Consider the following 11,947-nt stretch of genomic DNA (forward strand, 5'->3'; position numbering starts at 1 on the left):
TTAAAAACCTGACACTTGCCGTCTGGGACGTCGCCCCAGCACGTTAAGGATGAAAACTCCCGCCACAGCCAAACAGAGGAGCAGCACCAACGGATTATACACTATAGACGAGATCAGAATAGTCGTCCCTGTTAAAACCAAGGCTATGAAAAAGGTGACCACTCTCGTCATGAATCGCCCAAGGCCACTTAGAAAAGGAAAGATGCTAAGCATTGTATGAAGGGGGGTAAAGAAAGAGTCGGCCCCGATCCACATCATCAAGAATCCCACAAAGCGCAGGATCCAAGTTAGGGCAGTGTGTTCTGCAGCAAGCCGCTCAATGGCTGCAAATCGATCGCTTGCAAATAGCCGATAAAATCGAACGTTGCGCGGCCCCAGATAGCTCTCTAGGCTATTGGGGCTGGCCAAACGCCCAAAGACGGTTGCCTGAGTTCCGCTGTACAAGGCAGTGTACGAAGTTCTCATATCGCCGATTTGTGGATTGGCCAGGGTTCCCCGCCCCTTGAAAACATAAGAGCCTTCCACTCTAGCTTGGATCCCCGGGATCAATGTTTGGGGATCCAGAGGAACAGCGGAGGGAGTTTCGATCTGCAAATCTTGCATCCCAATTCGGTAATTCCCAATTTGAGCCTGGCTGACTCGAAAGAGTTGGCTGGAAAAAGGCATCGGTGGGTTGACGTGCTCACTGCTGCGATAAAACCGGCTTGAATCTTCAGGGTTTTCTGTCCAGACTTTGGTGTAAGTATAGATTGTCTCTCTGACTTCCGATCCACCAAACTCCTCTTGAGTGCGAGTTTCTTTCTCCTCTTCCCAAGCATACATTTCTGCCTTGCGGCTGACGGCAATATAGGGCCCCGGCCGCAGGAAGAGATGATCACCCAAAAGCTCGTTACTGGTCATTGGGCCTGTGAGCGATACTAATCTTCCAAGAGGTGCAGAGGGCGAGCCCAATGGACTGATTTCAATGGCCCCAGTTGCCACTTGGGCAAGGTTGACCCGCCCCTCATTCCAAAACAAAAGCCAGAACGATCCCAAAAATAAAATCAATCCAACAAACACCGATACAAAAGAACTGGCCAGCCGCGAGCCGAATCCGACCCGCTCTACTTGTCTATAACGCTCAGCCATAGCCCCGCCCCGACCGACAACTTCGGTCTAGCACAGCCTCTTCTATTTGTCCATGAAACCTAGTCGTTCTAGAGAATCCAAGGCAAATCTTTAGCTTTTTCCATGCTTATGCCTATTCCAGAAGCAAATTACAATTCATACAGGTTAAGGGAACCCTATTTTTCGGCTAAGAATTGATTAAGAAATCCCTTCCCTCACCGCTTTGACCACGCGCCGGAAAAATTGCCCCACGCCCTTCACCAGATTGGGTGCCGATTCTGGGCGAGGTGGGATCTCTGCCATGAGGGTGTAGTAGTCATCCAAAAGGTTGTGCTCTTCGGAGGAAACGGTATTGTCGGCCATCATCAGGTTGCCGATTGCCCCCAAAAGTTGCAGGCGCTCGGTTTCGGTGGCCTGGGCCAGATAATCGGCCATCCAGCGCTCCGTTTGCGCCATCGGGATGGGCTCTTGGATCAGCTCTCGCAGCTCGGTATCGTGCTCCAAATCATAGCGGCGCAGCAGGGATCCCAGATAGGCCAATTCCTGCGGTTCTAGGTGCCCATCGGCCCAAGCGGAGCCGGCCACAATTTTGAGGATGAGCCGATGTTGGGTTGTCGGGTTCATGGCGGGATCTCTTGTCGCTGGAGGTGCTGCTGGCGGTCGGGGTTCTGGGGCTCTAAGCAGACTTGGAAGGGGCTGACCAGAGGCAGTCTTACTCAGCGAGGCCGCAGGCCCACGCTAGCCAGGCGGCATCCTCTTCTGGCAGGCTGGCCTGGTGCAGGGCGTAAACCTGGCGGTGATACTCATCAAGCCAGGCCCGTTGCGCCTTGTCTAGCAGATCCCAGTCAATCAAGCGCCTATCAAAGGGGATCCAAGTTAGGGAGCGAAAGCCCATCCAGCCCTCCGGCTCTGGAAGGGCAACCACTTCATAGAGGTTTTCCAAGCGAATTCCGCCCCAGCCCGGCTGGTAGTAGCCCGGCTCAATGCTAGTGATCATACCTACCTTGAAGGGGGTGGTGGCGCGGCGGTGGATCCCATTGGGCCCCTCGTGGACGTTCAAGAAGGCGCCAACGCCGTGGCCGGTGCCGTGGCCATAGTCCAGCCCTGCCTGCCAGAGGCTGGAGCGGGCAATGCCATCCAAGGAGACCCCGTAGGTATCCGGGGGGAAGATCTGGCGGGCGCACTGGATGTGGGCTTTCAGCACCTCGGTGTAGCGCCGCTGGCACAAGGGATCCGCCGGTTCCGAGCCAATCCAGAGGGTGCGGGTAGCGTCGGTAGTGCCCCCCAGGTAGTGGGATCCCGAATCCAACAAAAACAACTCGCCTGGCTGCAGGAACTTCTGGGGATCCGGGGTGCCGTAGTGGACAATGGAGCTGTTGGCGCCAGCCCCGGCAATGGTGTTAAAGCTCAGGCCCACCCAATCCCCTTCCTCGCGGTAGTGGGCTGCCATGGTGGCCGCCACATCGGCTTCGCTGATGGGGATCCCCGCTTGAATTTGCCGGTCAATCCAGGCCAGGGTGCGGATCTTGGCCCGGCTGGCCTTGCGGTTAGCTAGCCGCATCTGCTCCAGCTCAGTGGGGTTTTTCACCGCCTTGAGGGCCTCCACAGGGTGATCCAGCTCGCGACAGGGGATCCCTTGCAGCAGCTCTTGCGTGCCCTGAGTGGTTTGCTTGGGATCCAATCCCACCGGCCCGTAGCCCTTGGCCCACTGGGGCAGCTGTTCCGGGTAGGCCTCGTAAGGCCAGAGCTCGACCTCGGCTTCCACCAGCATTTGCCGAGCCGAGGGCGTGAGGCGCTCCAGGTCAGTAAACAGGGCAACCCTCTCCAGGGCGACCAGCGCGTAGGCGCGGAACACTGGGTTGTAGGGGATGTCAGAGCCGCGCAGGTTAAACAGCCAAGCTACCTGGTCCAACTTGGTTAGGGGCAACAATCCCACCCGCTTGCGACGCATCTCCTGGCGCACCTGGGCCAGCTTGTCGCTGGCAGTAGCACCGCAGAGCTGGGCAGGGACAGGATAGATGGGTTGCTGCAAAAGGGCTTGGCTAGCTTCCTTGGCCAGCTTGTCCAGCGGGTTTTCGCTAACCGGCACCAGCAGCACCCCCCCGGCTTGAGCGTGGGTCTGCAACTGGCGGTAGGTAGCCACTGATACTGTGAAGGGATCCACTCCTAGGCGAAAGCCGGATCCCAGCTCTTCCACAATCTCCATCAGGCTGGGCTGCTCCGGCAGGCCGCCTTTGATGACGGTAAACAGGTTGGGATCCACTTCCCGCTCCGCCTGCTCGTGGTAGCGGGGATCCACCCACAGCCAGGCCCTGTCCCGGCTAATCAGAGCATCCCCCACCGAGCCGGTAAAGCCTGTAATCCACTGCCGTCGCTTGCGGTATTCCAGCAAATACTCATTGAGGTGCTCATCAGCCGAGGGCACCCAAAACCCATCCAGATTGTGTTCCTGCAAAAGCTGGCGCAACTGCTGCAAACGGGCGGCAATCTCTGAACGGGGCAGGGTTTGGAGCATGGCAAGGACAAGAGGGAGATCTGGGCCGATGGCCTTAGAGACCAATATAGTTCTCCTTACCCTGGGAAAGCAGACGGAACATAGAGGAAGCGGCTACTGGGGCCGCTGGTGGACTACAAAGCAGGAGCCAAGGGCTTCTGCGCCGTGTTTTTCGGCGACCTGGTGCACTGCTTTTCCCAACTGGCACCGAAACGGCTGGCTACCTCGTTATTGAACGCCGTCGCGAACGCACCGCTCTAACTCCCCTCTCCCTCCGGGAGAGGGGTCGGGGGTGAGGGCTGGGATTCCGGAAAGCCAGCCTCTCGCCAAGCGCGGATGCCGCCGTCCATGGAGATCACGCGGCGGTAGCCCATTTTCTGCAGGTTGTCGGCTGCTAGCGCCGAGCGAAAGCCGCCACCACAGTAGAGGACAATCTCGGCTTCTTTATCTGGAATCACCTTCTCGATATCCCGCTCGATGATGCCTTTGCTTAAGTGAATGGCGCCGACAATGTGGCCGGCCTGCCACTCCGACTCTTCCCGCACGTCGACTAGGTAGAAGGGATCCCCTTGCAGTTGTTTTTGCCTCACCTGTTCAACGGTGAGCTCTTGGATGCGGCTTTTGGCCTCGTTAACCAAAGCCAGGAAAGCAGGAGAGTGGTGGGATGCCATGCACACCTCCCAGAGAACCCAGTTCCCAGGATAAACCCAGGCCCAATCGCGTTGGGCAACACTAAACCTTCAGCAAGCTAAACTAAGGGCAGATTTGCCCCCTGGAGGCCCCAGTTTGAGCTCTCGATCCACCTCTTGGCTTTGGCCCCTAGTTTTGGCCCTGAGCGGGGGGATCCCTTTCCCTGCCAAGCTGCCGGCCCAAGCTGCCCCCGTCCGCCTAGAAAGCGGGATCCAACGGCAAGTCTCTAGCCCGCCGCCAGCCTCGCTCGTAGAGTGGCTGCAAAAGCAGATAGACGCTGCCAACCGCCGCGACTTGCCAGGGGTGATGGCTGGCTACAGCCCCAACTTCCGCCACCGGGACGGCCTGGATCGGCAGGGGGTGGAAGAGGCCATTGGCAAGCTATGGGAGGCCCATCCCCAGTTGACCTACTCGGCGGAAATTGTCTCTTGGCGGCAGGTGGGCCCTGAGATCGTAGCCGAGATCGCCAGCCAAGTGCAGGGATCCCAAGCTTCAGCGCGGGGGGAGTTTCAGGTCAAGGCTTCCGCCCTGGTGCGCAACCGCTACCGCCCGGATGTGGCCAATCCAGGACAACTGCTGCTCGTAGACCAAGAAGTCCTGCGGGAGTCTAGCACCCTCATCTCCGGCTCGGCACCTCCCACTGTTACTTTCAAGTTGCCCGAGGCGGTCAAGCCGGGATCCACCTACTCCCTGCAGGCCATTGTGGCAGAACCCCTCACCCAGTCCTTGCTGTTGGGTGCGGTCGATGAGCAACCCGTCGCTGCAGGCGGCTACTTGGATCTCACTTCGTTTGCCCTTGAACCTCTGCAGGCAGGCGGGCTCTTTCTGCAGGCAGATGCCCCCCCAGAACCGGGCGCTCAGTGGATCTCGGTGATGCTGGTTAACCAAAGTGGCCTTGTTGTCGAGAGCCGGCGCCTTGCCGTCCAACCGTGACCTACTCCCGACCCTCCTGCTGACAGGACAGGCTGCATGGCTTACGCCGCGCTCTGCCAACGCTTCAACGGGATCCGGTCGTCCCCCACAAGCAGATACGGAAGGCGTCAGATTCCGGCAACGCCGTTGTGTATAGCCCTTGTAGGGGTGGCTGGGTTCCAAGACTGACCTTGCAGGTACAGTGATGAGCCAGGGAGGAATGTTCTTGAAGCAACCTAACAAAGAGTTGGGCTTACTGGAGCAGAAACTCCTCAAAAAACTATCCGCTCTCACCCACCACCAAGGAGGAGAAACAGGCGGTCCAGGAGAGAGCGGTCTAGCGGGCCTTCAACTGGAACCTGACTGCCGGGAGGAACTCCAAGCGAGCCAGAACGCGAAGACTCCTCAGCAAGCTAAGGATCTGAGTTCAGGCCGTTAGAGAACAGCCCCGGCGCACAGCCGGCTGAACCCAACTTGACGACCCTTACAACTACTACTGTCTGGCATCCGCAGGAACCTCCCTTACTCAACGACATCCTGAGGCTAGCACAAATCTTTACCAAGGTGGCGGGCCGGATCCCTTCTCCCCAAGAGGGCTCCAACAAGGGGGAAGTCAGGAGGCAGCGCTGAGGAGAGAGCAACAGCGTAGGATAGAAGGACGCCCTTTAGCCTGCTCAAATTGCCGTGGACTACAAAAGTACCCTCAACCTGCCGCAAACTCAGTTTCCCATGCGGGCGGAGGCCGCCAAGAGGGAGCCCGCCATCCAAGCCTTTTGGCAGGAAGAACAGATCTATCAGCGTCTGTCGGAAACCAATCCCGGGGATCCCTTTGTGTTGCACGATGGGCCGCCCTATGCCAATGGCGACATCCACATGGGCACCACCCTCAACAAGATTCTCAAAGACATTGTGAACAAGTACCACATTCTGCGGGGGCGCAAGGTGCGCTATGTGCCCGGCTGGGATTGCCACGGCCTGCCCATTGAGCTAAAGGTACTGCAAAGCCTCTCCCCCCAGGAGCGGGAAAGCCTTACCCCCCTGCAACTGCGGCAAAAGGCCAGAGAGTACGCCCTGCACTACGTCAACGTGCAGCGGGCCAGCTTTCAGCGGCTGGGGGTATGGGGGGATTGGGATCGGCCCTACCTGACCCTCTCGCCGGAGTACGAGGCGGCCCAGATCGAGGTGTTTGGTCAGATGGCCCTCAAAGGCTACATCTACCGCGGCCTCAAGCCTGTCCACTGGAGTCCCAGCTCGCAGACGGCCCTGGCGGAAGCAGAGCTGGAATATCCCGACAACCACGTCTCCCCCAGCATCTACGTGGCTTTTCCTCTGCAGAGCCTCAGCCCAGCGGCGCAGCCGATTTTGGAGCCTTTTCTGCCGGGCTTGCGGGTGGCCATCTGGACCACTACCCCGTGGACGATCCCGGCCAACCTGGCCCTCTGTTTCAACCCCAAGCTCACCTATGCGGTGGTGGAGTCTCCCCGCTTCGGCCTGCTGTTGATTGCTGCCGATCTGCGGCAGCGGCTGGAGAAAGTTCTGGAGACCCCCTTAGAGGTCAAGGCCACGCTGCCGGGATCCGCCTTAGAATACTGCCAGGGACGCCACCCCCTCTTTGACCGTGCCAGTCTCTGTGTTTTGGGGGACTACGTCACCACCGAGTCCGGCACCGGCATTGTCCACACGGCGCCAGGCCACGGGGAAGACGACTTCAAAACCGGCCAAAAGTACGGCCTGCCCATCCTCAGCCCTGTGGACGAGCAGGGGAGATTCACCGCCGAGGCCGGATCCCAGTTTGTCGGGCTGGATGTGCTCTCCAAAAAGCCGGAGACCAGCGGCAACCTGGCCGTGATCAAAGCCTTGCAGGCTGCCGGCGCCCTGCTCAAGGAAGAACCCTACAACCACAAATATCCCTACGACTGGCGCACCAAGGAGCCGACCATCTTCCGGGCCACGGAGCAGTGGTTTGCGTCTGTAGCCGGCTTCCGAGAGCTGGCCCTGCAGGCCATCAAAACCGTGAACTGGATCCCGCCGGAAGGGGAAAACCGCATCACCGCCATGGTCAAAGAGCGCTCCGACTGGTGTATCTCCCGCCAGCGGGCCTGGGGTGTGCCCATCCCTGTTTTCTACGACGAAGAGACGGGCGAGGTTCTGCTCACGGCCGAGACCCTCGAGCACATCAAAGCCATCTTTGCCCAGGAGGGATCCGACGCCTGGTGGAAGCGTCCGGTGGAAGAGCTGTTGCCGGAGCAGTACCGCCGCAATGGCCGCACCTACCGCAAGGGCACAGACACCATGGATGTCTGGTTTGACTCCGGCTCCTCCTGGGCGGCGGTGGCCAAGGCCCAGGGGCTGGGCTACCCGGTGGATCTCTACCTGGAAGGTTCCGACCAGCACCGGGGCTGGTTCCAGTCCAGCTTGCTGACTTCCGTGGCCGTCAATGGCTGTGCCCCCTACAAAGCAGTGCTCACCCACGGCTTTGTGCTGGACGAAAAGGGCCAAAAAATGAGCAAATCCCTGGGCAACGTTATCGATCCCCTGGTGCTCATCAACGGCGGCAGCAACCCCCAGACGGATCCCGCCTATGGCGCCGATGTGCTGCGGCTGTGGGTCTCCAGTGTGGACTACTCTGGGGATGTGCCGATAGGCAAGACCATCCTTGGGCAGATGGCGGATGTATACCGCAAGATCCGCAACACGGCCCGCTTTCTGCTGAGCAACCTTTATGATTTCAACCCAGCTCAGGATGCCGTTCCTTTTGAAGCGTTGACGGAGTTGGATCGCTACATCTTGCACCGCCTAAAGGAGGTGGGAGAGGAAATCACTGAATCTTTTGAAAGCTACCAGTTCTACCGCTTTTTCCAGGCGGTTCAGAACTTCTGCGTGGTGGATCTCTCCAACTTCTACTTGGATATTGGCAAGGATCGCCTCTACATCAGCCACGCCCGCAGCCGGCGGCGGCGGCAATGTCAGACGGTGCTGTCGCTGTTGCTGGAGAACTTGGCCAAGGCCATCGCCCCCGTGCTTTCCCACCTCGCAGAAGAGATCTGGAGCTACCTTCCCTACCCCAAGCCTACCCGCTCGGTGTTTGAAGGGGGCTGGATGCAGCTGCCAGAGCAGTGGCGGGATCCCCAGTTGGCGGCCACCTGGGAAAAGCTGCGGGCGGTGCGGCAGGAGGTGAACAAAGCCCTAGAGCAAGCCCGCACCGACAAGCTCATCGGCGCTTCCACCGAGGCCAAACTGATCTTGAAGGTGACGGATCCCCATCTGTACTCCCTCTTGGAAGAGCGGGCGGCAGAGCTGCGCTACTTGTTCATCACTTCCCAAGTCGAGCTGGTCAAGGCTGACCCTGCAGAGGAAGACCTGCAGGTTGTCGTTCAGCCGGCGGACGGGAAAAAATGCGTGCGCTGCTGGAACTATTCCACCCGCGTGGGGGAGTTTGCCGAACACCCAGAGCTGTGCGAGCGCTGTGTGGCAGCCCTGGCTGGCGAATTTTGAGCGTCGGATGGATTTCGGATGTTGGGGAAATGACTGGAGGAGCTCTCCCTGGGGGAATTCCTGGCTTAGGTTGGGTTGGCCTTCAGGATCCCGGCATCGGCTTCCTCCCGCTCCAGGTCGCGGAAGAGGGGGGTGCTGAGGTAGCGCTCGCCAAAGCTGGGCTGGATCATCACAATCAGCTTGCCGGCGTTTTCCGGTCGCCGCCCCACTTGGATAGCTGCGGCCAGGGCCGCGCCTGTAGAAATGCCGGAGAGGATCCCTTCTTCTTTGGCCAAGCGGCGGCTGTAGACCATGCTCTCTTCGTCGTCTACTGCAATCACCTCATCCAGCAAGTCGCGCCGCAACACATCGGGCACAAACCCTGCCCCAATGCCCTCGATGCGATGGAAGCCGGGCCGCCCCCCACTTAAGACTGCACTTGCCTTGGGCTCGACGGCCACCAGCCGAATCGAGGGTTTTTTGCTTTTGAGAAACCCGCCCGCCCCTGTGATGGTGCCGCCGGTGCCCACCCCCGCCACCAGGATGTCCACCTGGCCATCAGTGTCCTCCCAAATCTCGGGCCCGGTGGTGCGGGCGTGGATCTGGGGATTGGCGGGATTGGTAAATTGGCCCAGCATGTAGGCGTTGGGGGTGCGGCGCACAATCTCTTCCGCCTTCCAGATAGCCTCCCCCATGCCGCCGGCGCTGCTGGCCAGATGTACCTCTGCTCCGTAGGCTTTCAACAGCAGCCGCCGCTCCAGGCTCATGCTCTCGGGCATGGTGATGATTAGCCGATAGCCCTTGGCTGCTGCCGCCATAGCCAGGCCGATGCCGGTGTTGCCGGAGGTGGGCTCCACCAAGATGGTCTTGCCAGGAGTGATCAAGCCGGCTTGCTCCGCTGCCTCGATCATGCTGACGGCAATGCGGTCTTTTACCGATGCCGCCGGGTTAAAGCTCTCCAGTTTCACCACGATCTCCGCCCGGCATCCCTCCGCTTGCGGGATCCGGTTCAGCCGCACCAGGGGTGTGCGGCCAACGAGCTGAGTGATGTTATCGGCAATCCTCATAGGCAACAACAAGCCAATTCAAGGCCACCTCGAGAAGCTGGGCCTTTGTCCGATGCTAACCCTACCAAGGGATCCCTGGCCGCTGTCGGCCACCTGAGGAGGTGGCTGGGGCAACCGGCCACTTTGGGAAAAGGATGATTTAGAGTGGGAGTGCACCGAAAGGACTCGTCTTCTATGCACCTGAGTGAAATCACTCACCCCAACCAGCTCCGCAACCTCAACCTCGGCCAGTTGCGCAGCTTAGCCCGGCAGATCCGCGAAAAACACCTGCAAACGGCTGCCAACTCCCCAGTCGGCTGTCACCTGGGGCCGGGATTGGGGGTAGTGGAGCTAACCTTGGCGCTCTACAAAACCCTGGACCTGGATCGCGACAAGGTGATCTGGGATGTGGGGCACCAGGCCTATGCCCACAAGATGCTTACTGGCCGCTACCACAACTTCCACACCATCCGCCAGAAGGGGGGGATCTCTGGCTACCTCAAGCGCAGCGAGAGCCGCTTCGACCACTTCGGGGCCGGCCACGCCTCTACTAGCATCTCGGCAGCCCTGGGCATGGCCATTGCCCGCGACCGGCGGGGAGAAAACTTCAAGGTGGTGGCCATTATCGGCGATGGCGCCCTGACAGGGGGCATGGCCTATGAAGCCATCAACCACGCCGGCCACCTGCCCAAGACCAACTTGATGGTGATTCTCAACGACAACGGCATGTCCATCTCCCCCAACGTGGGGGCGCTCCCGCGCTATCTAAACCGCCTACGCCTCAGCCCGCCGGTGCAGTTTTTGACCGACAGCCTGGAGGAGCAACTCAAGAATCTGCCTCTGGTTGGCTCCAGCCTCAGCCCGGAAATTGACCGCATGAAGGAAACGGTGAAGCTGGTTACCGCCGTGCAGAACAATAAGGCCGGCATTATCTTCGAGGAGCTGGGCTTCACCTATGTGGGGCCGGTGGACGGCCACAACCTGGCAGAATTGTTGGATGCCTTTGAGTTGGCCCACGGCATCTCTGGGCCGGTGCTGGTGCATGTGGCCACGGTGAAAGGCAAAGGCTACCCGCCAGCGGAAGCGGAGCAGGTGGGGTATCATGCCCAATCCCGCTTTGACCTCGCCACCGGCAAGCCCTACCCCCCCAGCAAGCCCAAGCCCCCCAGCTACAGCAAGGTCTTTGGCCATGCCCTTTGCAAGCTGGCGGAGCGGGATCCCCGTATCATCGGCATTACGGCGGCCATGGACACTGGCACCGGCCTAGACAAACTCAAGGAAAAGCTGCCGGATCAGTTTATAGATGTGGGGATTGCCGAGCAGCACGCTGTTACATTGGCTGCCGGTATGGCCTGCGAGGGGATGCGGCCGGTGGTGGCCATTTACTCCACCTTCCTGCAGCGGGCCTACGACCAGATCATCCACGATGTCTGCATCCAAAAGTTGCCGGTCTTTTTCTGCTTGGATCGAGCGGGGGTGGTGGGAGCTGACGGCCCAACCCACCAGGGCATGTACGACATTGCCTATCTGCGCTGCATCCCCGAAATGGTGCTGATGGCCCCCAAAGACGAAGCGGAGCTGCAGCGCATGGTGGTGACCGGGATCCAGTACACCCAAGGCCCCATTGCCATGCGCTACCCGCGTGGCTCCGGCGTGGGGGTGCCCCTGGCAGAGGAAGGGTGGGAGCCCATTCCTATCGGCAAAGCCGAGGTGCTGCGCAGCGGCGGCGAGGTGCTAATCCTGGCCTATGGATCGATGGTGCATCCCAGTTTGCAGGCGGCGGAGATTTTGAAGGAACACGGTATCTCCACCACTGTGGTCAACGCCCGCTTCGCCAAGCCTCTGGATACCGAGCTGATCCTGCCCCTGGCCCAACAGAGCCGCCTGGTGGTGACAGTAGAAGAGGGCTGCCTCATGGGCGGGTTTGGCTCGGCAGTGGGGGAAGCCCTTCTGGATGCCGATATCCGGGTGCCTTTGTTGCGCCTGGGGGTGCCGGATGTGTGGGTGGAACATGCCACTCCTGAGGAGTCCTTGGCGGATCTGGGCTTGAACAGCGTCGGCATTGCCGAGCGGATCCGGGCCAAGGTTGAGAGGCTGCAGGAACGGATGGGCGCGGGATCCCCGGCCCAAGCTGCTTTGGGCGGCCCCTGAGCCTACTCTTCTGAGAGCCCCATCTGCCGGTTGAACTGCTCGACGGCAGCTTGCTGCAGAGCCTCGGCAACGG

At 59.9% G+C, this 11,947-nt stretch carries 8 protein-coding genes; 3 read left to right on the top strand and 5 right to left on the bottom strand.

Annotated features, from left to right (window positions below):
• The 4 genes from NW852_RS11645 to NW852_RS11660 form a co-directional block, all read right to left on the bottom strand.
• Nucleotides 1-1,128 (bottom strand): TMEM43 family protein, encoded by a 1,128-nt coding sequence (locus NW852_RS11645; RefSeq protein ID WP_414370305.1) that lies wholly within the window; start codon nt 1,126-1,128, stop codon nt 1-3.
• 177 nt (nt 1,129-1,305) lie between these two features.
• Complete coding sequence (locus tag NW852_RS11650) at nt 1,306-1,731, bottom strand: TerB family tellurite resistance protein (protein ID WP_414364748.1); 426 nt, start codon at nt 1,729-1,731, stop codon at nt 1,306-1,308.
• An 88-nt stretch (nt 1,732-1,819) separates the two neighbouring features.
• Nucleotides 1,820-3,622 carry an aminopeptidase P family protein gene (locus NW852_RS11655; protein WP_414398451.1) on the bottom strand — a complete coding sequence of 601 codons (1,803 nt, stop codon included), beginning with the start codon at nt 3,620-3,622 and terminating at the stop codon, nt 1,820-1,822.
• Nucleotides 3,623-3,858: 236 nt separating this feature from the next.
• On the bottom strand, nt 3,859-4,272 hold the full coding sequence (locus tag NW852_RS11660) for a rhodanese-like domain-containing protein (RefSeq protein WP_414366866.1): 414 nt from the start codon (nt 4,270-4,272) through the stop codon (nt 3,859-3,861).
• A gap of 115 nt (nt 4,273-4,387) precedes the next feature.
• Between NW852_RS11660 and NW852_RS11665 the strand changes: the two genes are divergently transcribed.
• Together NW852_RS11665 and ileS are read left to right on the top strand one after the other, a co-directional pair.
• A complete protein-coding gene (locus NW852_RS11665) occupies nt 4,388-5,224 on the top strand; it encodes a hypothetical protein (RefSeq protein ID WP_414370301.1) in 837 nt (278 codons plus the stop codon).
• Between the two features lie 708 nt (nt 5,225-5,932).
• Nucleotides 5,933-8,698 (top strand): isoleucine--tRNA ligase, encoded by a 2,766-nt coding sequence (gene ileS / locus NW852_RS11670; protein ID WP_414370429.1) that lies wholly within the window; start codon nt 5,933-5,935, stop codon nt 8,696-8,698.
• 65 nt (nt 8,699-8,763) lie between these two features.
• On the opposite strand, the gene cysK is transcribed toward ileS, so the two are convergent.
• Nucleotides 8,764-9,744, bottom strand: a complete 981-nt coding sequence (gene cysK / locus NW852_RS11675) for a cysteine synthase A (RefSeq protein WP_414370299.1) — start codon at nt 9,742-9,744, stop codon at nt 8,764-8,766.
• A gap of 174 nt (nt 9,745-9,918) precedes the next feature.
• Here cysK and dxs point away from each other — a divergent pair, with 174 nt between their 5' ends.
• Nucleotides 9,919-11,874 carry a 1-deoxy-D-xylulose-5-phosphate synthase gene (gene dxs, locus NW852_RS11680; protein ID WP_414426765.1) on the top strand — a complete coding sequence of 652 codons (1,956 nt, stop codon included), beginning with the start codon at nt 9,919-9,921 and terminating at the stop codon, nt 11,872-11,874.
• The last annotated feature ends 73 nt before the right edge of the window (nt 11,875-11,947 follow it).

The organism is Synechococcus sp. H60.1 (assembly GCF_047462335.1).
In the GTDB taxonomy this organism is placed as follows: domain Bacteria; phylum Cyanobacteriota; class Cyanobacteriia; order Thermostichales; family Thermostichaceae; genus Thermostichus.

Excerpts from the sequence above, each read along its gene's own strand:
- NW852_RS11645 (WP_414370305.1), bottom strand. The coding sequence starts at position 1,128 with ATGGCTGAGCGTTATAGACAAGTAGAGCGGGTCGGATTCGGCTCGCGG.
- NW852_RS11650 (WP_414364748.1), bottom strand. The coding sequence starts at position 1,731 with ATGAACCCGACAACCCAACATCGGCTCATCCTCAAAATTGTGGCCGGC.
- NW852_RS11655 (WP_414398451.1), bottom strand. The coding sequence starts at position 3,622 with ATGCTCCAAACCCTGCCCCGTTCAGAGATTGCCGCCCGTTTGCAGCAG.
- NW852_RS11660 (WP_414366866.1), bottom strand. The coding sequence starts at position 4,272 with ATGGCATCCCACCACTCTCCTGCTTTCCTGGCTTTGGTTAACGAGGCC.
- ileS (WP_414370429.1), top strand. The coding sequence starts at position 5,933 with ATGCGGGCGGAGGCCGCCAAGAGGGAGCCCGCCATCCAAGCCTTTTGG.
- cysK (WP_414370299.1), bottom strand. The coding sequence starts at position 9,744 with ATGAGGATTGCCGATAACATCACTCAGCTCGTTGGCCGCACACCCCTG.
- dxs (WP_414426765.1), top strand. The coding sequence starts at position 9,919 with ATGCACCTGAGTGAAATCACTCACCCCAACCAGCTCCGCAACCTCAAC.